Origin of the sequence: Burkholderia sp. ABCPW 111 (genome assembly GCF_000773065.1) — a bacterium.
GTDB lineage: Bacteria > Pseudomonadota > Gammaproteobacteria > Burkholderiales > Burkholderiaceae > Burkholderia > Burkholderia savannae.
Map to the genome: position 1 here is coordinate 42629 of NZ_JPWT01000070.1, position 22903 is coordinate 65531.

Annotated in this window: 18 protein-coding genes; 17 read left to right on the forward strand and 1 reads right to left on the reverse strand. The window is 67.8% G+C overall.

All coding sequences use genetic code 11. The annotated features are described in order from the left end of the window. Nucleotides 1–1121 precede the first annotated feature (1121 nt). From X946_RS15655 to X946_RS15735, 17 genes are all read left to right on the forward strand, one after another. Nucleotides 1122–1820 carry an energy transducer TonB gene (locus X946_RS15655; RefSeq protein WP_038749048.1) on the forward strand — a complete coding sequence of 233 codons (699 nt, stop codon included), beginning with the start codon at nt 1122–1124 and terminating at the stop codon, nt 1818–1820. A 72-nt stretch (nt 1821–1892) separates the two neighbouring features. Beyond that, nucleotides 1893–2789 carry a MotA/TolQ/ExbB proton channel family protein gene (locus tag X946_RS15660; protein WP_038749051.1) on the forward strand — a complete coding sequence of 299 codons (897 nt, stop codon included), beginning with the start codon at nt 1893–1895 and terminating at the stop codon, nt 2787–2789. A gap of 13 nt (nt 2790–2802) precedes the next feature. Continuing rightward, entirely contained in the window at nt 2803–3225 is a 423-nt protein-coding gene (locus X946_RS15665) for an ExbD/TolR family protein (protein ID WP_038749054.1), read from the forward strand. 9 nt (nt 3226–3234) lie between these two features. Beyond that, nucleotides 3235–3660, forward strand: a complete 426-nt coding sequence (locus X946_RS15670) for an ExbD/TolR family protein (protein ID WP_038749057.1) — start codon at nt 3235–3237, stop codon at nt 3658–3660. 17 nt (nt 3661–3677) lie between these two features. Next, nucleotides 3678–4853 (forward strand): tetratricopeptide repeat protein, encoded by a 1176-nt coding sequence (locus tag X946_RS15675; RefSeq protein WP_038749060.1) that lies wholly within the window; start codon nt 3678–3680, stop codon nt 4851–4853. Between the two features lie 273 nt (nt 4854–5126). Next, nucleotides 5127–5702, forward strand: a complete 576-nt coding sequence (locus X946_RS15680; protein WP_038749063.1) for a helix-turn-helix domain-containing protein — start codon at nt 5127–5129, stop codon at nt 5700–5702. Nucleotides 5703–6016: 314 nt separating this feature from the next. Next, nucleotides 6017–8842, forward strand: coding sequence for a TonB-dependent receptor (locus X946_RS15685; RefSeq protein WP_038749066.1), 2826 nt, complete (start codon nt 6017–6019; stop codon nt 8840–8842). A gap of 217 nt (nt 8843–9059) precedes the next feature. Next, nucleotides 9060–10976, forward strand: a complete 1917-nt coding sequence (locus X946_RS15690) for an extracellular solute-binding protein (RefSeq protein ID WP_394335889.1) — start codon at nt 9060–9062, stop codon at nt 10974–10976. Nucleotides 10977–10988: 12 nt separating this feature from the next. Then, nucleotides 10989–12041 (forward strand): microcin C ABC transporter permease YejB, encoded by a 1053-nt coding sequence (locus tag X946_RS15695; protein WP_038749069.1) that lies wholly within the window; start codon nt 10989–10991, stop codon nt 12039–12041. Beyond that, a complete protein-coding gene (locus tag X946_RS15700; protein ID WP_038749072.1) occupies nt 11995–13110 on the forward strand; it encodes an ABC transporter permease in 1116 nt (371 codons plus the stop codon). Before X946_RS15695 ends, X946_RS15700 begins: the two co-directional genes overlap by 47 nt. After that, nucleotides 13107–14741 (forward strand): ABC transporter ATP-binding protein, encoded by a 1635-nt coding sequence (locus tag X946_RS15705; RefSeq protein ID WP_038749075.1) that lies wholly within the window; start codon nt 13107–13109, stop codon nt 14739–14741. The genes X946_RS15700 and X946_RS15705 overlap by 4 nt, the downstream gene beginning before the upstream one ends. Continuing rightward, nucleotides 14734–16167 (forward strand): TldD/PmbA family protein, encoded by a 1434-nt coding sequence (locus tag X946_RS15710; RefSeq protein ID WP_038749078.1) that lies wholly within the window; start codon nt 14734–14736, stop codon nt 16165–16167. Before X946_RS15705 ends, X946_RS15710 begins: the two co-directional genes overlap by 8 nt. Further along, nucleotides 16167–17546, forward strand: a complete 1380-nt coding sequence (locus tag X946_RS15715; RefSeq protein WP_038749081.1) for a metallopeptidase TldD-related protein — start codon at nt 16167–16169, stop codon at nt 17544–17546. The genes X946_RS15710 and X946_RS15715 overlap by 1 nt, the downstream gene beginning before the upstream one ends. Before the next feature lie 4 nt (nt 17547–17550). After that, on the forward strand, nt 17551–18108 hold the full coding sequence (locus tag X946_RS15720; RefSeq protein ID WP_038749084.1) for a GNAT family N-acetyltransferase: 558 nt from the start codon (nt 17551–17553) through the stop codon (nt 18106–18108). Next, nucleotides 18105–18680 (forward strand): GNAT family N-acetyltransferase, encoded by a 576-nt coding sequence (locus tag X946_RS15725; protein WP_038749086.1) that lies wholly within the window; start codon nt 18105–18107, stop codon nt 18678–18680. Before X946_RS15720 ends, X946_RS15725 begins: the two co-directional genes overlap by 4 nt. A gap of 62 nt (nt 18681–18742) precedes the next feature. After that, complete coding sequence (locus X946_RS15730) at nt 18743–19039, forward strand: hypothetical protein (RefSeq protein WP_038749088.1); 297 nt, start codon at nt 18743–18745, stop codon at nt 19037–19039. 13 nt (nt 19040–19052) lie between these two features. Continuing rightward, nucleotides 19053–22229, forward strand: coding sequence for a multidrug efflux RND transporter permease subunit (locus tag X946_RS15735; RefSeq protein WP_038749091.1), 3177 nt, complete (start codon nt 19053–19055; stop codon nt 22227–22229). 106 nt (nt 22230–22335) lie between these two features. Here the strand turns inward: X946_RS15735 and X946_RS35705 are convergent. Then, nucleotides 22336–22903 (reverse strand): hypothetical protein (locus X946_RS35705; RefSeq protein ID WP_162836174.1); only part of this gene is annotated, 568 nt, incomplete at its 5' end.

Consider the following 22903-nt stretch of genomic DNA (forward strand, 5'->3'; position numbering starts at 1 on the left):
GCGGCGCGCCGCCTTCAATGATGTCGCGCGCGAGTCTCATCTGGGTTCCATCGCCGGGATTGGCACATGTCGGCGAGCGGCTTGTGGTTGTCGTTCGGCGCCGATCGTTCCGCCGAGCGCATTCTAGCGGAAGATTCGCGGCCTCGACTTGACGGCGCGCGGTATGCGCGCGGCGGATGCTCGAAGAAGCGGTCGGAAACGGGCGGCGTTCACCCGCGTCGTTTTGCGTGTATCGCTCGCGTGGCGACAAGCGCGTGCGGAGAGGGGGCCTTCCGGCGTCTCAAGCGCGAGTCGATCGGCACGACGGCGGCGCGGCGATCGAAGCCGCGACGCTCATGTCATGCCGGTCAGGCTGCAACCGCCTGCTTCGTATGCGAATCGACAAGTCGCGCCGAGCGTCATGCGATGCAGCCGGCATCCCGATTCGAACGCTCGCCGCCATGTGCGCGACGACTGCCCGGAAGGGCGATGCGGGCTCTCGCGGTTTCGTTTCTCGGCATGTTGATTAGATATGCGAAGTAATGAGGTGGGGGGGAATACGCCTGAAGAGATGCGGTCGAAGGAGGGTATTTTTGAGATACGAGGATGCGCCGTAAAAGAAGACTTGAAATTGCAGTGCACCAAATAAGAGAATTACGCGGCTTGGAAGATAATCGAATTGCCAACCCATACAAATCAATTACTTTGTCGACGATTTCAATTCAAATTCCTTACTAAATCGTTTTTCGAATAATTGCTCCAAATTTTGTGTGGGCACATCAAATAAAGTTTGACGGCAAAATTTTTTCCTTGCTATCTTCTGCTCCCAAGACACGCGCTACATACAGGCTGATCGAAGAAAGTGAATGAAGAACCGGCGTTTCGTCTGAAAAATGGGGTGCGGGCCTCAACCTGACGAATACCTGTCTGAAAAGCGTTGCTGCAACATTAAAACCGGCGAACCGGCCGCGGGGAATAAATCAATAGCGTCGTATCGATTGAATTCGCATCGTACACCGCGGCTAATAATTTGGATTCCAAAACAAATTGAAAGCTTGCGGGCCGATGGCGAATGAAGAGTCCAGCGCATCGCGTCGCAGCTGGACGGCTGGACGAATCGTGCTTTGGGGGTGAAAGTGGGTATGAAAGTCGACGAAGGCTTGGCTGTTTCAAACGACGGACTCGCTCGGCTCGGTCGTCCGCGCGAATTCGGCAAAAGGCAGCAGAACCCGGCTCGGCGCTTCGGCGGCCTCGCGATCGTGCTCGCGCTGCACATCGTGCTGGTTTATGCGCTCCTCAACGGCCTCGCGACAAAGGTCGTGCAAGTCATCCAGCATCCGATCGAGACGCGCATCATCGAACCGGTGAAGCCGCCGCCCCCGCCGCCGATGCCGACGGTCAAGCTCCCGCCGCCGAAGTTCGCGCCGCCGCCGCCTCCGTTCGTGCCGCCGCCGGAAGTGCCGGTGCAGGCGCCGACCCAGCCGACGATCACGCACCAAGCTGCGCCCGTGCAATCCGCGCCCGCCGTGCAGGCGCCGGTGGCCGCCGCGCCCGCGCCGGCGAAGGCGGTCAGCCATGAAGTGGGCGTCGTGTGTCCGAATTCCGACCAGATCCGCGCATCGATGCAGTATCCGAAGGAAGCCCAGGAGAACAACATCACGGGCGACGTGACGATCGAATTCGTCGTCGATGCGGAAGGGCGCATCACGAGCGAGCGCGTCGCGCAATCGGCCGATCCGGTGCTCGATCGTGCGGCGTTCAATGCGGTCAAGCAGTTCAAGTGCGTAGCGCAAGGGCAGTCGGTGCGCGTGCAGGTTCCGTTCTCGTTCAACCTGAACTGAGCCCGTACGCGGGCCGGACAGGATCGGGAGCGAACCCGGTTAATCAGTTCAACGAAAAATTTGGAGTGGGGTATGACCAAGCGTTCACTGGCCGCTCTGGCGGCAAGCATGTTGATCTCCGTCGCTGCGGTTGACGCGCTTGTCGCGCCGCAGCAGGCCTTTGCGCAGGCGAGCGACGCGGCGGTCGCGGTGTCCGCGGCCACGGCACCTCAGACGGCGAACACGGCGGCAGAACCCGCGCCGCCGCCCGCGCCCGCGGCGACCGAAGCTGTCGAGAATCCGTACGGCCTCGGCGCGTTGTGGAAGAACGGCGATTTCGTCGCTCGCTTCGTGCTGCTGTTGCTCGTCGTGATGTCGATGGGCAGCTGGTACATCATGATCACCAAGTTCCTCGATCAGCTGCGCGCGAACCGCCGTGCGAAGGTCGCCGACGAGCAGCTGTGGAGCGCGCCGTCGCTTGCCGAAGGCGCGAAGCGGCTCGACGAAGCGTCGCCGTTCCGCTTCATCGCCGAAACGGCGATCGAGGCGGGCGAGCATCACGACGAAGCGCTGCTCGAAGCGGTGGATCGCAATACGTGGATCGACGTGTCGGTCGAGCGGGCGATCACCAACGTGTCGAACCGCCTGCAGGACGGGCTCGCGTTCCTCGGCACGGTCGGCTCGACGGCGCCGTTCGTCGGCCTGTTCGGCACCGTGTGGGGCATCTATCACGCGCTGACGGCAATCGGCATCGCGGGCCAGGCGTCGATCGACAAGGTCGCGGGGCCGGTGGGCGAGGCGCTGATCATGACCGCGATCGGCCTCGCTGTCGCGGTGCCGGCGGTGCTCGGCTACAACTTCCTCGTGCGTCGCAACAAATCGGTGATGGAGCGCGTGCGCAACTTCGGCGCGCAACTGCACACGGTGCTGCTCGCGGGCGGAAAGCGGGCCTCGCGAGCGAACGTGCAGGCCGCGTCGCTCGTTCGCTGAAGCGGGGTGCGCCATGGGCATGAGCGTCGGGCAGGACGATAACGACGAGGTGATCTCCAACATCAACACGACGCCGCTCGTCGACGTGATGCTGGTGCTGCTGATCATCTTCCTGATCACGATTCCGGTCGTCACGCACACGATTCAGCTGCAACTGCCGAAGGAAACGATCCAGCCGCTGCAGACCACGCCGAAGAGCGTCGAGATCGCGGTCAATCGCGACGGCGATGTCTTCTGGAACGAGACGCTCGTCGACGCTTCAACGCTGCTGTCGAAGCTGAAGACCGTATCGGTGATGAATCCGCAGCCGGACGTGCACGTGCGCGGCGATCAGAGCACGCGCTACGAGTTCATCGGCCGCGTGATCACCGCATGCGAGCGGGCCGGCATCGCGAAAGTCTCGTTCATCACGGAACCGCCCGCGCGCGGCGGCTAGGAGGCGACGATGGGAATGAACGTATCTTCGGGCGGCGGCGAGCCGGACGTGATGGTCGACATCAACACGACGCCGCTCATCGACGTGATGCTGGTGCTGCTGATCATGCTGATCATCACGATTCCGATCCAGATGCACTCGATCAAGATGAATCTGCCGGTCGGTAATCCGCCGCCGCCCGCGACGCAGCCGGAAATCGTGCAGATCGACATCGATTTCGACGGCACGACGACGTGGAACGGCGCGCCCGTGCCGAACCGCGCGGCGCTCGAGGCGAAGCTCGCGCAGGTCGCGGCCGAGCCGGTGCAGGCGGAGATTCACCTGCGGCCGAACAAGCTCGTGCCGTACAGGGACGTCGCCGCGGTGCTCGCGTCCGCGCAGCGCATCGGCGCGACGAAGATCGGGCTGATCGGCAACGAGCAGTACATGCAATAACGAAGCGAGCGTGTCCCATGATCCAACGATGGTTGAAGTGCGCCGTGCTGGCGGCCGCGCTCGGGGGCTGCTGCGTCGTCGCCGCCGAAACGTTGCGCCCGGACGTCGCGCGGCCGCTCGGCGCCGCGCAGGACCTGTATCGAGCGCACAAGTACCGCGATGCGCTCGGCAAGATCGCGCAGGCCGCGGCGGTGCCGAACAAGACGCCGTACGAGACCTACATGGTCGAGGAGATGCGCGGCGCGGCGGCGATGGCGGCGGGCGATACCGGCGCGGCGATCCAGGCGTACGAGGCGGTGCTGGGTTCCGGCCGGCTGTCGAAGGACGACGAGCAGCGCACGACGGCGGCGCTCGCCAGCGTCTACTTCCAGCAGCGGAATTATCCGCAGGCGATCAAGATCGCGCAGCGCTATCTGAAGGCAGGGGGGGGCGATCCGGACATGCGCACGCTGCTGGTTCAGTCGTACTACCTGTCGAACGATTGCGCGGCGGTGATGGGCCAGCTCAAGCCGAGCGTCGACGCGCAGGCGCGCGCCGGACACGCGCCCGACGAGGCGCAGTTGCAGATGCTCGGCACATGCGCGCAGAAGATGAAGGATGGGGCGACTTATCGGGCGTCGCTCGAGAAGCTCGTCGCGTATCACCCGAACCCCGCGTACTGGGACGAACTGTTTCGTTCGATTCGCGACAAGCCCGGCTATCTGTCGTCGCTCGATCTCGACATGTATCGGCTGCGGCGCGCGACAGGCGCGCTGAACGGCGCCGACGCATACATGGAGATGACGCAGCTGGCGCTCGTCGCGGGTTCGGCGGCGGAAGCGAAGCAGGTGATCGATCAGGGCTTCGCGTCCGGCACGCTCGGGCGCGATGCCGGCGCGGATCGCGAGAAGCGGCTGCAGGCGCTCGCGGCGAAGCGCGCGCAGGCGCCGGCCGACAACGCGAATCCCGTCGCGCCGATCGACGCCGGGATGAATCTCGTGTTCGCCGGGCAGACGAAGCAGGGCATCGCGGCGATGGAGGCGGCGCTTGCGAAGGGCGGCATCGAGCATGTCGACGAAGCGCGGCTGCGGCTCGGCGAAGCGTACTACGTGGCGGGCGAGAAGGCGCGCGCGGTGCAGACCTTCCGCAGCGTGCAGGGCGGCGACGGCTCGGCGGATCTCGCAAGACTGTGGGCGCTCGTCGCGGCGAGATAGCGGCGCTCGCGCGCTTGGAGGGGCGGGAACGGCGGTTATCGGCGAAACACGGGGAAAGGAGCGGCTTTGCTGATCGGTGAAACGAACGGTGCCATCTTGCGCGGCGCATCCGGGCTCGGGACGTTCCCGGACAGCTTGCGCAAGGCGTGCACGTCGCCCGCGCGGCCCGCATCGCGTATGGCGGGTCGCCGCTTCGCGATGCGGGCTGCGCGGGCGCAGCGCAGCCGGCTTCTTCATCAAAAACGATTCTTGATCGCGGGATTGTGTGTTGCCATGGTTTTGCCACTCGACGAATCGGCGGTAGTCGCAGCCTCGATTGGAAACAAGATACGAGCGCTGCGCCAGCGGCTCAAGCTCACGCTCGACGAAGCAGCGGCGGCGGCCGGCATTTCGAAGCCGTTTCTGTCGCAGGTGGAGCGCGGACGCGCGACGCCGTCTATCACGTCGCTCGTCGGGATCGCGCGTGCGCTCGGCGTGACGATGCATTACTTCGTCGATGCGCCGACCGAAGCGCGTTCGGTATGCCGCAGCGAGGCGCTGCAGTATTTCAGCCTCGCGAACTCGACGAACGCGTTCGCGCGCCTGACGAACGTTGTCGACGGCCGGCAACTCGACGCGATTCTCGTGCGGATGCCGGCCGCGCAACCGCTTTCGGAAGTCACGACGCACGCGGGCGAGGAGTTTCTGTACGTGGTGAGCGGCCGCGTGGAACTGACGCTGGAGGACGTGACGTTCTCGCTGGCGGCGGGCGACACCGCGCATTACGAATCGACGACGCCGCATGCGTGGCGCAACGGCGGAGACAGCGAGGCGCTGGTCGTCTGGGTGGGGACGCCCAGGTTGTTCTGAGCAAGCCTGGCAACTCGGTTTGATCTTCGAATGTAAATGTAAGGAATCCTGATGTCATGAGGCGGTGAGATGCCGAAGCAGACGGGATGAAAAGAAACGAATAACAGGGCTCGCTTCGTAGAAATTTCGTGAACCTAACAAATTGAAAAGAAGCGAAGGGCCGTGAAGACGCGAGCGCGTCGATCGTTTGGCGGCGTCCGGCGGGCAGTCGGGCGGCAGCGGGGGCGGTACGCGAGTGCCGCGAGTCGGGCGCGGGGTTCACAAGATTGCCGCGCGCAACGGGTGGGGTCTTACTGACGAGTGAGAGGGGAAAGATGAAGCAAAGAGCATTGGCGTTGGCGATCAAGCGGATCGTCTGGGCCGAGTTGGCGTTGACGGCCACGCTGGCGGCGCCCGCGTTCGCGCAGAGCCAGCCGGCATCTGCCGGCGCGGCGGCATCGGCACAAGGCGCGAGCGTCGCGCTCGCGCAGGCGGATGCGGCGGCGAGCGCGACGGGCGCGGTTTCCGCGCCGGCCGCGGCGGCGCCCGCGGCCGCCTCGGGCGCCGCCGAAGCGGCGGGCGCGACGCCGGCTGCACCGGCTGCACCGGCCGCGAAGAACGGCGTCGCGCAGATCAAGCGCTTCGAGGTGACGGGCTCGCTGATTCGCAGTGCCGACAAGGTCGGCTTCCAGCAAGTGCAGACGGTCACCGCGAAGGACATCCAGGACAGCGGCTACACGAACGTCGCGGACTTCCTGCGCGGCGTGTCGGCGAACTCCGCGAGCAGCTGGAGCGAAGGGCAGACGAACGGCTTCGCCGCGGGCGGCGCGGGCATCGCGCTGCGCGGCCTGAGCGAGAAATACTCGCTCGTGATGGTCGACGGCCAGCGCGTCGCGCCGTACGCGTTCGCGTCGAACGGCACCGACACGTTCTTCGACCTCAACACGCTTCCCCTCAACATCATCGACCGCATCGAGATCGTGAAGACGGGCGCCGTGTCGCAGTACGGCTCGGACGCGATCGCGGGCGTCGTCAACATCATCACGAAGCACAACTATCAGGGGCTGCAGCTCGACGGCAGCTACTCGGGCGCGACGCAAGGCGGCGACGGCACGACGAAGTTCAGCATTCTCGGCGGCTTCGGCGATCTGAACTCGGACCGCTTCAACATCACGGCGGCCGCGAGCTACTACAAGGCGAACGGCTTCACGATCGCCGATCGCGACACGACGAAGAACCAGGATTTCACGAACCAGGCGGGCGGCCTCTCGCTGCTCGCGCCGTCGTTCTGGCAGACCAACGGCGGCGCGACCGCGCAGGCGCTCAGCGGCTGCCCGTTCGGCGGCGCCGTGCGCCCCGCCGCGAGCAACTATCTGAGCGCGGGCGCCGGCATGGGCGGCACCGTGTGCAGTTTCAATTCGGCGGAATCGACGTCGATCGCGCCGTGGACCGAGCGTCTGAGCGCGAAGGTGCATGCGGACTTCAAGATCGACGACAAGACGACAGCGTTCGCCGATCTGTGGGAAAGCAACAATACGACGGTGCAGAACAACGGCGTGCTGACGGTGGGCAGCCCGACGTCGCCGAGCCTCGTCCTCAATCCGGCGACCGGCAAGCTGAGCCAGTTCAATTCGGTCGTGCCCGCGAGCAATCCGTACAACCCGTTCGGCGTCGATACGCCGCTCGCCTATACGTTTCCGGCTGCGGCGTCCGACCGGACGAGCTCGAACTTCTGGCGCGCCGCGACGGGCGTCAAGGGTTCGTTCACGCTGCCGTACGGCGATTGGGACTGGTCGGCGGCCTACTCGCATTCGCAGAGCGTCGTGTCCAACACGTTCAATAACGTGCTGAACGCGTCCGTCGTCAACGACATCTATCAGAACGGCACGCTGAACTTCGCGAACCCGTCGGCGACGCCCAACGCGTTCAACGGGCTGTACATGTCGACGACCAACCTCGGCGTGTCGAAGCTCGACGCGGTCGATGCGACGCTGTCGACGCCGAACCTGTTCAAGCTGCCCACGGGCGACGTCGGCTTCGGCCTCGGCGCGCAGTTCCTGCACGAAAGCGAATTCATCGGGCAGGGCTCCGAGGCGCTGAGCGGGCAGGTGCTGAACCCGCTGACGCAATCGGTGAACGGCTCGCGCAACGTCGCGGCGGTCTACTATCAGTTCGATATCCCGATCATCAAGAACCTGACGTTCAGCCAATCGGGCCGCTACGACCATTACAGCGATTTCGGCGGCGCGTTCTCGCCCCGCTTTGCGCTGCGCTACCAGCCGATCAAGGAATTCACGATGTACGGTTCGTACAATCGCGGCTTCCGCGCGCCGACGTTCGTCGAGAACACGCCGTCGCAGAACATCGGCCTGCAAACGTTCGGCAACACGCTCGTCAACACGCTGCAGACCGGCAACACGAGCCTGCAGCCCGAACGCACGCGCAACATCAACCTCGGCTTCCAGGCTTCGCCGACGCGCTATACGGATTTCGGCTTCGACTTCTACAAGATCTTCATCGACAACGTGATCGGCCAGGCGAGCCTGAACTCGGTGATCGCGGCGAACAACCCGTCGCAGGTCGTGCGCGATCCGGCGACCGGGCAGATCACGTACGTCGTGCTGCCGTATCAGAACCTCGGCACGCTCGAAACCGACGGCTTCGAGATGACGTTCCGCCAGGCGCTGCCGACGAAGTACGGCACGTTCACGCTGTCGGCCGACTGGGCATACGTGCATCACTTCAACATCGGCTTCCCGGGCTCGGCGACCGTCGATTCGGCGGGCAACAACTTCGCGATCACGCAGCCTTTCGGCGCGAGCATCCCGCGCTGGAAGGGCAATACGTCGCTGAACTGGGCGTATCGCAAGTGGAACGCGACGCTGAGCTGGGAATTCACGGGCCCGTACGCACAGGCGCTCGGCGTGGCCGCGCCGACGCAGGCGGCGGACCACGTGGGCTCGTACAGCCAGTTCAACCTGTACGCGAGCTACACCGGCTTCAAGAACTGGACGCTGTACGGCGGGATCAACAACATCTTCGACCGTGCGCCGCCGTTCGATCCGGTCTGGCAGAACGCGCTCAACCAGAACGGCTACGACCAGTCGCTGTACATGTACTACGGGCGGGTGATCCAGGTCGGCGCGACTTATAAGTTCTGACGCCGTTTCGCATCGTCCTTCGGCATTCGACGGGCCGCTCCGCTTCCCTAACCACCCCTTTGGAGCGGCCTCTTTTTATCCGATGCCGGAGTACTGCGATGCAGCAGGCAAACAGCGACGAAACGGGACTGGACGCGCGTTGCCGTTCATGTCGCCGCGTCGCGCGAGAATTGACTCTGCGTCGGCACAGCGCCGATGCGATCGTACGCAGGTGACGATGAGACCAACGAAGTTGCGTTTGCCGTTCGACGCGAGCTGGGCGATGCGCGCTTGGGCGGCCGTGCGGATCGCGGCCATCGCGTGCGGGATGCTCGTCGCAAGCGCCGCCGCGCCGTCGCACGCGCTCGCCGCCACGGCGCTCGCGCAATACGGCGAGCCGAAGTATCCGCCGACCTTCACGCATTTCGATTATGCGGACCCCGACGCGCCGAACGACGGCCCGTTGAATTTCGAAAACTACAACGAGGCGCAGAGCTACGATTCGTTGAATCCGTTCCTCGTGCGCGGCTCGCCCGCGCCGGACATCCAGAACCTGATGTTCGACACGCTGATGCAGCGCAGCTGGGACGAGCTCGCCTCCGAATATCCGCTGATCGCGGACAACGTCGACGTCGCGCCCGACGGCGGCTCGGCGACGTTCCACATCAATCCGGCCGCGCGCTTCTCGAACGGCGAGGCGATCACCGCGGCCGACGTCAAGTATTCGTTCGACATGCTGACGAGCCCGCAGGCGTCGCCGCTCGTCAACGCGCAGTTCGCGGTCATCAAGCGCGCGACGGTTGTCGACCGGCTGACGGTGCGCTTCGACTTCAAGCGCCCCGAACGCGCGGCTCCGCTGATCGCGGGCGACCTGCCGGTGTTCTCGCCGAAATGGGGGATGCGGGCGGACGGCACGCGGCCGCCGTTCGACCAGATCGTGAGCGAGCCGCCGATCGCGAGCGGCGCGTACCTGATCGAGCAGCGCAAGAACGACAAGCAGATCGCCTACGTGCGCAATCCGCGTTACTGGGCGGCCGATCTGCCGACGCGGCGCGGGATGTTCCGCTTCGCGCGCGTGTCGTTCAAGCTGTATCTCGATCAATACACGATGCTCGAAGCGTTCAAGGCGGGCGATGTCGACGTGCGGATGGAATACAGCTCGACGCAATGGGCGCGCCGCTACGTCGGCAAGAACTTCCGAAACGGCATGCTGAAGAAGGGTGAGTTCCCGGACGGCCCCGCGCAGATGCAGGGCTTCCTCATCAACATGCGCGAACCGAAGTTCCGCGACGCTCGCGTGCGTCATGCGCTTGCGCTCGCGTTCGATTACGACTGGATGAACCGGATGATGTTCTACGGGCAATATCGCCGCACGAACAGCTTCTGGGAGGCGAGCCCGTTCGGCGCGTCCGGAATGCCGAGCAGCGAGGAGCTCGCGCTGCTCGAACCGTTTCGCGCGGAACTGCCGCCCGAAGTGTTCGGCCCGATGGTCAAGCAGCCGTCGACGGTGCCGCCCGGCTCGCTGCGCGCGAACCTGAAAGAGGCGCGCGACCTGCTCGCGCAGGCCGGCTGGCACTATCGCGACGGCGCGCTGCGCGACGCGAGCGGCACGGCGATGACGATCGAGATCATGGACGACGAGCCGGGCATGGACCGGCTGATCCTGCCGTACATCCAGGCGCTCGGGATGCTCGGCATCCATGCGCACATGCACGAGATCGACAGCGCGCTGTATCAGAAGCGCCTCGACAACTTCCAGTACGACATGACGACGCTCATCTATCCGCCCGTCACGATTCCCGGCGCCGAGCTCGTGCGCCGCTTCGGCAGCGCGGCGGCGTCGGAAGTCGGTTCGGAGAACTACCCGGGCGTGCGCTCGAAGGCGGTCGACGCGCTGATCCGAGCGGCGCTCGCGGCGAACACGCTCGACGAGCTGAAGACGGCGACGCACGCGCTCGACCGCGTGCTGATCAACCTGTACATCCTCGTGCCGCAGTATTACCTGCCGAACGCGCGGATCGCCTACAAGACGACGTATGGGCATCCGCCGGTCATTCCGGCATCCTATCAATACGAGGACTGGATCATCGATTACTGGTTCAGGAAGAAGCCGGCGGCCGGCGCGGTTGCGCAAGAGCCGGAACCGGCCGCCTAGCGGGGAGCGACGATGCTTGCATACATTCTCAGACGATTGCTGCTGATGGTGCCGACGCTCGTCGGCGTCGTGACGATCACGTTCGTCGTCACGCAGTTCGTGCCGGGCGGCCCGGTCGAGCAGGTGCTGACGCAACTGCGCCACGGCACCGCGCGCGGCGGCGAGGCGGGCGGCGGCGGGGGCGGCTATCACGGCAGCCAGGGCGTCGATCCGCAGCAGATCGAGCAGATCAAGAAGCAGTTCGGCTTCGACAAGCCGCCGCTCACGCGTTACGTGATGATGCTGAAGAGCTACGCGACGTTCGATCTCGGGCAGTCGTACTACGCGCACGAGAGCGTGTGGGGCGTGATCCGCTCGAAGCTGCCGGTATCGATCACGCTCGGGCTTTGGACCGTGATCCTCACGTATCTGATCTCGGTGCCGCTCGGCATCGCGAAGGCCGTGCGCAACGGCTCGCGCTTCGACACCGTGACGAGCGTGCTCGTGCTCGCCGGCTACGCGATTCCCGGCTTCGTGCTCGGCGTGCTGCTGCTGATGCTGTTCGGCGGCGGCACGTTCTGGCAGGTGTTCCCGATGCGCGGCCTCACGTCGGACAACTTCGACGAGCTCACCGCGCTCGGCAAGGCGCTCGATTATCTGTGGCACGTCGTGCTGCCCGTCACCGCATCGGTCGTCGGCAACTTCGCGATCGTCACGATCCTGACGAAGAACACGTTTCTCGAAGAGATCGGCCGGCAATACGTGCTGACCGCGCGCGCGAAGGGCGCGCCCGAGCGCGACGTGCTGTGGAAGCACGTGCTGCGCAACGCGGCGATTCCGCTCGTCACCGGCCTGCCCGCCGCGTTCGTCGGCGCGTTCCTGAACGGCAACCTGCTGATCGAGACGCTGTTCTCGCTCGACGGCATGGGGCAACTGTCGTACGACTCGGTGATCCGCCGCGACTATCCGGTCGTGCTCGGCTCGCTGTTCCTGTTCACGCTGATCGGTCTCGTCACTAAACTCATCGCTGACGTCTGCTATGTCCTCGTCGACCCCCGCATCCAATTCCACCGCGTGGACCACTGATCCCGCGTGCGTCGCGTGCGCGGCGTCGCCGTCGCCGTGGCGGCGCACGTGGCTGCGCTTTCGCAGCCAGCGGCTCGGCTACTGGAGCCTCGTGATCTTCGCCGCGCTGTTCGCGATCAGCCTGTTCGCCGACGTGCTGTCAAACGACCGGCCGCTCGTCGTCCGCTACGAAGGGCATTATTATTTTCCGATCCTGAAGGATTATCCGGAGGCGCAGTTCGGCGGCGATTTTCCGGCGAAGACGAATTATCTCGATCCGTACATCCGCTCGAAGATCGAAGCGAACGGCAACTTCGCGATCTACCCGCTGAACCGCTATCGCTACGACACGATCGACTATTTCGCGTCGCGCCCGTATCCGGCGCCGCCGTCCGCGAGCAACTGGCTCGGCACCGACCAGTTCGGCCGCGACGTGCTGTCGCGTCTTCTGTACGGCTTCCGGCTGTCGGTGCTGATGGCGATCGCGCTGACGGTGTCGGGCGTCACGATCGGCGTGCTCACGGGCGCGTTGCAGGGCTTCTACGGCGGCCGCGCCGATCTGATCGGGCAGCGCCTGATCGAGATCTGGAGCGCGCTGCCCGACCTGTACCTGCTGATCATCTTCGCGGCGATCTTCGAGCCGACGCTGTGGCTGCTGTTCGTCCTGCTGTCGATGTTCGGCTGGCTCGTGCTGTCCGACTACGTGCGCGCGGAGTTCCTGCGCAACCGCGCGCTCGACTACGTGAAGGCCGCGCGCACGATGGGGCTCACGAACTGGCAGATCATCTGGCGGCACGTGCTGCCGAACAGCCTCACGCCCGTCATCACGTTCCTGCCGTTCCGGATGAGCGCGGCGATCCTGTCGCTGACGAGCCTCGATTTTCTCGGTCTCGGCGTGCCGCCGCCGACGCCGAGCCTGGGCGAGCTGTTGCAGGAAGGGAAGAACAATCTCGACGCGTGGTGGATCTCGATGTCGGCGTTCGCGGCGCTCGTCGTCACGCTGCTGCTGCTCACGTTCATGGGCGATGCGCTGCGCAACGCGCTCGATACGCGCACGCGCGGCTCGGCGTTCGGAGGAGGTCCGCGATGAACCGGCCGCTTCTCGAAATCGACGGCTTCTCCGCGGCGTTCGGCGAGAAGATCGCGGTGCGCGAACTGAGCCTGTCGATCGCGCGCGGCGAGCGCGTCGCGCTCGTCGGCGAATCCGGCTCGGGCAAGAGTGTCACCGCGCTGTCGATCCTGCGGCTCGTGCAGCACGCGACGCTGTCCGGACGGATGCTGTTCGACGGCGAAGACCTGTTGACGAAGACCGAGCAGCAGATGCGCGGCATCCGCGGCGCGGACATCGCGATGGTGTTCCAGGAGCCGATGACGGCGCTCAACCCGCTTTACACGATCGGCAAGCAGATCGCCGAAAGCCTGCGGCTGCACGAAGGGTTGCGGCCGGGCGAGGCGCGCGCGCGCGGAATCGAGCTGCTGCGGCGGACCGGCATTCCGGAGCCCGAACGCAGGATCGACAGCTTCGCGCATCAACTGTCGGGCGGCCAGCGGCAGCGCGCGATGATCGCGATGGCGCTCGCGTGCCGGCCGCGCCTGCTGCTGGCCGACGAGCCGACGACCGCGCTCGACGTGACGGTGCGCGAGCAGATCGTCGATCTGCTGATCGAGCTGCAGGAGCAGGAGGCGGCGGCGCGCGGGATGGCGGTGCTGCTGATCACGCACGATCTGAATCTCGTGCGGCGCTTCGCGCAGCGCGTCGCGGTGATGGAGCACGGCGAGCTCGTCGAGACGGGCGACACCGATGCGCTGTTCGCGAATCCGCAGCATCCGTATACGCAGCGCCTGCTCGACAGCGAGCCGCAGCGCGCGATCGAAACCGTCGCGCCGTCCGCGCGGACGATCCTCGACGTCAAGTCGCTCGCGGTCGATTACCGGATCGCGCCGAAAGGCTGGCGCGCGCTGTTCGGCAAGACGACGTTTCGCGCGGTGCACGACGCGCAGTTTGCGCTGCGGCGCGGCGAGACGATCGGCATCGTCGGCGAATCGGGGTCGGGCAAATCGACGCTCGCGTCCGCCGTGCTCGGGCTGCAGCGGCCGGCGGCGGGCGGAATCGAGATCGACGGGCTGCCGCTCGAAGCGCTGCGCTCGGCGCGCGGCCGGCGCGGCCTGTACCGGCGCATGCAGGTCGTGTTCCAGGACCCGTTCGGCTCGCTGTCGCCGCGGATGACGATCGAGCAGATCGTCGGCGAGGGGCTTTCCGTGCATCGGCCGGAAGTCACCGGCGACGCGAGGCGTGCGCGGATCGCCGGGCTGTTGCAGGAAGTCGGCCTGCCTGCCGAGGCGATGCTGCGCTATCCGCACGAGTTTTCCGGCGGCCAGCGGCAGCGGATCGCGATCGCGCGCGCGCTCGCGGTCGAGCCGGAACTGCTCGTGCTCGACGAGCCGACGAGCGCGCTCGACGTGTCGATCCAGAAACAGGTGTTGAACCTGCTGACGAATCTCCAAAAAAAGTACAAACTCAGCTACTTGTTCATCACGCACGACCTGGCGGTGATGCGGGCGATGGCCCATCGGGTGCTCGTGATGAAGGAAGGGCGCGTGGTCGAGGCGGGCGACACGCTGGACGTGTTGGGCGCGCCGTCGCACCCGTATACGCGGTCGCTGCTGGCGTCGTCGATGCTGACGCCGCGGCGCAGTGTGCGAGAGAGGGCGGATGATTGACGAACGCTGGGCGCAAGCCGCCCGACAATTGCGCAGCGACGCCGATTTCTGGTCGCTGCGCGTCGTCGACGAACGGATCGACGAACACGCGGTGCGCAACGACGTCGCGCAGCCGCTCGCGAGCGTGCGCGACCGCGGCGCGATGCTGATTGCGTGGTCGGGCGCGGGCGCCGGCTACGCGGCGACAGCCGATCTGTCGGCGGCCGGCCTGCAGGCGGCGCTCGATGCGGCCGCCGCGCGCGCGAAGGCGAGCGCGGCGCTGTCGCTGATCGACCATCGCGCGGTTGCGCGGCCGGACGCGAGCGGCGGCTATGCGTCGCCGCACGCGGACGAGGCGCTGCCGTCCCGCGCGGAATGGATCGAGCGCCTCGCGCATGAATGCGCGGCGGCGGCCGTCGATGCGCGGATCGTCGAGCGCACGGCGGGCGTGATGCTCGTGCATGCCGATCAGCTCTACGTGACGAGCGACGGCGTGCGGATCGATCAGCGCTTTCGCCACGTGATGCCGCAGCTGAGCGTCGTCGCGCACGCGCGCGGCGATACGCAGGTGCGCACGCTCGGCAACGCGGGCACGCTCGCGCAGGGCGGCCTCGACGTGCTCGCGCGCTACGGCTTCGACGGCGCGGGCGCGCGCGTCGCCGGCGAGGCGCTGCAACTGCTCGCCGCGCCGAACTGCCCCGCCGGAACACGCGACCTGCTGCTGATGCCGGACCAGATGATGCTGCAGATCCACGAATCGATCGGCCACCCGCTCGAGCTCGACCGGATTCTCGGCGACGAGCGCAATTTCGCGGGCTGGAGCTTCGTGAAGCCGGAGATGTTCGGCTCGTACCGGTACGGCTCGCCGCTCTTGAACGTCACGTTCGATCCCGCGATGCCCGGCGAGGCGGCGTCGTACGCGTTCGACGACGACGGCAGCGCCGCGCGCAAGCAATACCTGATCCGAGACGGCGTGCTCGAGCGGCCGCTCGGCGGCGCGCTGTCGCAGGCGCGTGCGGGCTTGCCGGGCGTCGCGAACGCGCGCGCGTCGAGCTGGAACCGGCCGCCGATCGACCGGATGGCGAACCTGAACGTCGAGCCCGGCTCGCATTCGTTCGAGGCGCTCGTCGCGGGCATCGAGCGCGGCGTTCTGATGCGCACGAACACGTCGTGGTCGATCGACGATCACCGCAACAAATTCCAGTTCGGCTGCGAATTCGGGCAACTGATCGAAAACGGCGAGCTGACGCAGGTCGTCAAGCGGCCGAACTATCGCGGCGTTTCCGCGAGCTTCTGGCGCAGCCTGCGCGCGGTCGGCGACGCAAGCACGTTCCGCGTGTACGGCACGCCGTACTGCGGCAAGGGCGAGCCCGCGCAGATCATCCGTGTCGGCCACGCGTCGCCCGCCTGCGTGTTCGCCGACGTCGACGTGTTCGGAGGCGCGTGATGACCGACTTCGCGAAGCCGGGGCGCGCGGCCCCGATCGCCCCGATCGCCCCGATCGACTGGCACGCGCATTTCGCGCGGCTCGCGGACGAAGCCGAACGGCTGAAGCAGCCGGGCGAGACGGTGCTGCTGTGGTTCGCCGGCGAGACGTCCGATTTCATCCGCTTCAACGCGGGCAGAATTCGCCAGACCGGGCGCGTGCTGCAAGGCAAGCTCGGCGTGCGGCTCGTGGCGCACGCGCGGCAGGCGTCGTTCACGCAGACGGTGAGCGGCGATCCGGCGACGGACGTGCCCGAGCTCGCGGATGCGCTCGCGACGCTGCGCGACGGCCTGCGCGACGCGCCCGACGATCCGCATCTGCTGTTCGATACGTCGACGTGGCGGCAGTCGACCCGCCGCGCCGGCAGCCTGCCCGACCCCGACGCGCTCGCGCGCGTCGTCGCCGAAGCGGCGCGCGGGCTCGACTTCGTCGGCTTCTACGCGGGCGGCTCGCTCGTGCGCGGCTTCGCGTCGTCGGCGGGCAGCCGCGGCTGGCACGAGGTGGAGAATTTCGATTTCAGCTGGTCGCTGTACGACCCGAGCGGCCGCGCGATCAAGACCGTCTACGCGGGCGACGCGTGGAGCGACGCCGCGTTCGCGCGCAAGGTCGAGGAGGCCGCCGCGCGCTTGCCGGTGCTCGGCCGCGCGCCGAAGGCGCTCGCGCCCGGCCGCTACCGCGCGTATCTCGCGCCGGCCGCGGTCGCGGAGATCGTCCGCCTGCTGCGCTGGGACGGCTTTTCCGCGCGCGCGAACGCGAGCGCGCGCAGCAGCCTGCACCGGCTGCACGCGGGCGAGGCGGCGCTCGATCCGCGCGTGACGATCACCGAGGATTTTTCGCTCGGCGTCGCGCCCGCGTTCAACGCGGACGGCTATCGCCGCGACAGCGTGCCGCTCGTCGTCGAGGGGCGCAGCGCGGGGCGGCTCGTGAGCGCGCGCACCGCGCGCGAGCACGGCCTGAGCCCGAACGGCGCGTCTGCGGACGAGATGCCGGAGACGCTGTCGATCGCGGGCGGCGCGCTCGCCGACGCCGACGTGCTCGCGGCGCTCGACACGGGCCTCTACATCGGCAATCTCTGGTATCTGAATTTCTCGGACAAGATGAATTGCCGGATCACCGGGATGACGCGCTTCGCGACGTTCTGGGCCGAAGGCGGCAGGATCGTCGCGCCCGTCGATGCGATGCGCTTCGACGACAGCCTGTACCGGCTGCTCGGCGGCGAGCTCGAGCAGCTCGGCGCGACGCCGGAAGTGCTGCTGAGCGACGAATCGTGGGGCGAGCGGCCGACGGGCGGCGCGAGGCTGCCGGGCCTGCTCGCGCGCTCGTTCGAGCTGACGCTGTAACGTGATGGAGCGCGCCGCGAGTTCACCGCCGCCGCCGGACGTGACGATCCGCGCGCTGCGCGCGGCGGACGCCGACGCGCTGCACGCGCTCGCGCGGCAGCCATCGATCGACGGGCGTTTCGCGAGCGCGCCTCACGCATCGCTCGACAGGCGGCGCGAATGGCTCGATGCGCTGATGCGCGAGCAATACGCGCTCGGCGCATGGATCGGCGAGGCGCTCGTCGGCTGGAGCGAGCTCGCGCCGGGCAAGCTGCGGCGCTCGCATGCGGCGTCGATCTCGATCGCCGTGCATGACGCGTGGCATCGTCGCGGCGTCGGCGGCGCGCTGATGCGCGAGACGCTCGCGATCGCCGACGACTGGCTCGGGCTGCGCAGGATCGAGGCGCAGCTCTACGCGGACGATTTCGTCGCGCTCGCGTTCCATCGCAAGTTCGGCTTCGAGATCGAGGCGACGCAGCGCGGTGCGGCGCTGCGCGACGGCGTGCTCGTCGACGGCTGTCTGATCGCGCGCCTGAAGGACTCGCCGCCGCTTGCGGCGGCCCCCTCCGAGACTCCGGCATGACGACGCAACGAGCAGGCGATCGGACCGATGCGAACCCGTCGCGCGCGGGCGCGAGCCGCGTGATCGTGCGTGCGGCCGAGCTGGCGGACGCGGCGGCCATCGCGCAGATGCGCAACCAGCCGCTCGTGCAGCGCGGCACGCTCGCGATGCCGCACGCGTCGGCCGACGCGGTCGCCGCGTGGCTCATGCGGGTCGCGGCGCGGCGAGGCGGCGGCGTCAACCTGTGCGCCGAGGTGGACGGGCGCGTCGTCGGTCACGGCGGGCTCGAGACGTTTTCCGGCCGCCGCGCGCACTGCGCGCTGCTCGGCATCGGCGTGCACGACGCGTATGCGGGGCGCGGCGTCGGCGGCGCGCTGATGGCCGCGATCGTCGACTGCGCGGACCGCGCGCTCGGCCTGCGCCGCGTCGAGCTCACGGTGTTCGCCGACAACGCGCGTGCGATCGCGCTGTATCGCCGCTTCGGCTTCACCGAGGAGGGGCGCTCGCGCGGCTACGCGATCCGCGCCGGCGAGCTGGTCGACGTGCTGCACATGGCGCGGCTCGCCGACGCGCCGCCGTTTGCGCCGCGCTGAGCGCGCGAGCGGATGCCGGCGCGCCCCATTCGAACGACGATTGCGCAATCACGGAGACATCGATGAAGCACGCCGACGCAGCGGCGCTGGACCGGCTTGAAAACCTGCCGAGCGAGAATCGCCGGCTGCCCTGGCTGAGCGAGCGGGCGCGCGGCGTCTTCGCCCGTCGCGCGAAGGCGTTCCTGCATTTTCACGGCGATCCGCGCGGGCTCTTCGCGGATCTGCGCCGCGGTGAGCGCTTCAGGCGCTTCAAGTACTTCGATTGCTTCGATTGCTTCGGGCGCCTCGGCGCGAGCGCGGCCGCCGCGCGCCGCGTGATCGGCGCGACCGTGCGCGCCGAATTGAACGCGTCGCGCTGACGGAGCCGCACGCATGCCGTCGTTCTTCATCGACCGCCCCGTTTTCGCGTGGATCGTCGCGCTCGCGATCGTCGTCGCGGGCGTGCTCGCGATTCCGCAACTGCCGGTCGCGCAGTATCCGCGCCTCGCGCCGCCGCGCGTCGTGATCAACGCGACTTATCCGGGCGCGTCGACGGAGACGGTCGACGGCGACGTCGGCAGCATCATCGAGGAGAGCCTCGACGGCGCGGACGGGCTGCTCTATTACGAGACGAGCAGCGACGGCCACGGCAACCTCGAGATCGACGTGACGTTCGCGCCCGGCACCGATCCGGACCTCGCGCTCGTCGACGTGCAGAACCGGCTCAAGCAGGTCGAGCCGCGGCTGCCGCAGCAGGTCGTCCAGCAGGGCATCGGCGTGTTCAAGGCGGCGAACACGTTCCTGATGCTCGTCGCGCTGACGTCGACCGACGGCACGCGCGATTCCGCGCAACTGAGCGACTACCTGAGCCGCTATGTGCTGCGCGAGCTGAAGCGCACGCCGGGCGTCGGCTCCGCGCAGCTGTGGGACGCCGACGAGGCGCTGCGGATCTGGCTCGACCCGATGAAGCTGCGCGAGTACGGGCTCGGCGCCGACGACGTGATCGCGGCCGTCGCGTCGCAGAACGCGGCGGTGACGGCGGGCGCGATCGGCGATGCGCCGTTCGTCGCCGGCCAGCAGACGACCGCGTCGGTGATCGTGAAGGGCCAGCTCGCATCGCCCGCCGAGTTCGGCCGGATCGTGCTGAAGGCGAAGCCGGACGGCTCCGTCGTGCGGCTCGCGGACGTCGCGCGCGTCGAGCTCGGCCGCGACGACTATTCGTTCTCGTCGCGGCTGAACGGCAAGACGGCCGCGACGGTCGGCATCCAGCTCGGCCCGCGCGGCAACGCGCTCGAGACGTCGAACGCGATTCGCGCGCGCCTCGCCGAATTGTCGAAGCGGCTGCCGCCCGGCGTCGCGGTGGCCATTCCGTTCGACGGCGCGCATTTCGTCCGCATCGCGATCGACGAGGTCGTGCTGACGCTCGTCGAGGCGATCGTCCTCGTGTTCTTCGTGATGTGGCTGTTCCTGCGCGACCTGCGCTGCACGCTCGTGCCGACGATCGTGATTCCGGTCACGCTGATGGGGGCGTTCGTCGCGATGTGGGCGTTCGGGCTGTCGATCAACGTGTTCACGATGTTCGGCCTCGTGCTCGCGATCGGCATTCTGGTCGACGATGCGATCGTCGTCGTCGAGAGCGTGCATCGCGTGATGGAGGAGGAGCGCGTGTCGCCGCGCGAGGCGACGCGCCGCGCGATGAAGCGCATCGTCGGCGCGATCGTCGGCGTGACGGCCGTGCTGACCGCGGTGTTCGTGCCGATGGCGTTCTTTCCGGGCGGCGTCGGCGGGATCTATCGGCAGTTCTCGGTCGCGATGATCGCGTCGATGCTCGTATCGTCGTTCATGGCGCTGTCGCTCACGCCCGCGCTGTGCGCGAACCTGCTCAAGCCGCTGCCGCCCGGCGGCGCGCGGGCGCGGATCGGGCGGCGGCGCGGCGTGCGCGGGCTCGGCGCGTGGGCGGCGGACCGCTTCGCGGCGGGCTTCGCGCGCGCGTCGGCGGGCTATCGCTCGCTCACCGCGCGCACGGTCGCGCGCATCGGGCCGATGGCCGCGATCTACGCGGCGCTGCTCGCCTGCGGCGCGGCGCTGTACTGGGCGATGCCGAACGGCTTCCTGCCGACCGAGGACCAGGGGCAACTGCAGGTGATGATCCAGCTGCCGGCGGGCGCGACGCAGGCGCGCACGATGGCGGTCGTCGAGCGGGTGGAGGCGATCCTGCACGCGCAGCCGGCCGTCGCGAACGTGACGAGCGTGATCGGCTGGAGCTTCGCCGGCAGCGGGCAGAACGTCGCGATGGCGTTCGTCGAGCTGAAGGACTGGGCGCAGCGCGGCGTCGACGCGGCCGCGCTGCGCGATCGGCTGAACGGCGCGTTCGCGCGGATTCGCGACGGCGACGTCGATGCGTCGCTGCCGCCGTCGGTGCCCGGCATCGGGCATTCGGACGGCTTCACGCTGCGGCTCGAGGATCGCGGCGGCATCGGCGTCGACGCGCTGAAGGCGGCGCGCGAGCGCCTCGCCGACGCGGCGAAGGCCGATCCGGCGCTCGCGTCCGTGCGCACCGAGGATTTGCCGGACGCGCCGCGCGTCGAGCTCGACGTCGACCGCGCGAAGGCGTACGCGTTCGGCGTGCCGTTCGAGCGGATCGCGGGCCTGCTCGGCGGGCTGCTCGGCTCGAACTACGTCGACGATTTTCCGGCGGCGGGGCGGATGCGGCGCGTGATCATCGAAGCGGACGCCGGCGCGCGCAGCACCGACGATCAACTGATGGCGCTTTCCGTGCCGAACAAGACGGGCGACATGGTGCCGCTGTCGGCGATCGCGTCGCGGCGCTGGAGCGTCGGGCCCGTCGCGCTGAACCGCTTCGACGGCTATCCGTCGCTCGACGTGGTCGGCCGTCCGGCGAACGGATACAGCCTCGGCGCGGCGATGGCCGAAATGGAGCGGCTCGCCGCGAACCTGCCGACGGGCGTCGGCTATGACTGGGTCGACGCGGCGCGCGAGGAAACCGTCGCCGCGCGGCAGACGCCGCTGCTGATCGGCCTATCCGTGCTCGCGGTGTTCATGGCGCTCGCCGCGCTGTACGAAAGCTGGACGATTCCGCTGTCCGTGCTGACCGTCGTGCCGCTCGGCGTGATCGGCGCGGTGGCGGCCGTGCAGTTGCGCGGCATGCCGAACGACGTGTATTTCAAGGTTGCGATGATTACGGTGATCGGGCTGTCCGCGAAGAACGCGATCCTGATCGTGCAGTTCGCGCGCGATCTGCACGCGCGCGGCGTCGCGCTGCGCCAGGCGGTGGTCGACGCGGCGTCGGCGCGCTTTCGGCCGATCGTGATGACGTCGATGGCGTTCGTGCTCGGCGTCGTGCCGCTCGTGAGCGCGACGGGCGCGGGCGCCGAGAGCCGCCGCTCGATCGGCACGGGCGCGTTCGGCGGCGTGCTCGCCGCGACGCTGTTCGGGCTCGTGTTCGCGCCGGTCGCGTTTCAGGTGGTCGCGTCGCTCGGGCGGCGCGGGCGGCGGGCTGTCGAGCGCGATCGCGAATCGGGCGAGCACGGGGTAGCGGCGAACGAATGAGCGCGCCGATGCGGGCGGGCGCGCATCGGCGTTGTGCTCGCGCACTCGCCCGTTCGCCCGCTCGCGCCGGCGACGCGGCCGGCGAGCGAGCAAGGGTGCGCGAGCGTTAGAGCGAGAATCGCAGGCCGAGGCGCGGGTTGACGATGTACGTGCGATGCGAAAGCTCGCGCTGAATCGCCTCGCAACGCTGCTGCTCGGGCAGATGGTCGTTTTCGGGCAGCTTCGCCTTGCGTTCGACCGCGCCGAGCCATTCGCCGCTGCCGGGATCGGGGCCGTGCCCACCGTCGTCGGTGATGTGGAATTGCTTGTCGACCGCGTCGAACCATGCGTCGGTGCACGGTTGCGAGGTGGGCGCGAGCAGGATGGTCGTCGTCGCGGCGAGCCAGCCGACGACGGCGAGAAAAGCGATGACAGCGAGAATCTTCTTCATTGAGTCCTTCAAAAAAACAGTGGCTTTCGATGATCGTGCGCGCGCCGTGGGCGGATGCGGCCGGTTTCGCAGCGGAAGCCGGCCGCCGACGGTGACTCGCGCACTTGCGCCGGCCCGCGCCGGCCCGCGCCGGCCCGCGCCGGCCCGCGCCGACCCGCGACGACCCGCGACGACCCGCGACGACCCGCGACGACCCGCGACGACCCGCGACGACCCGCGACGACCCGCGACGACCCGCGACGAC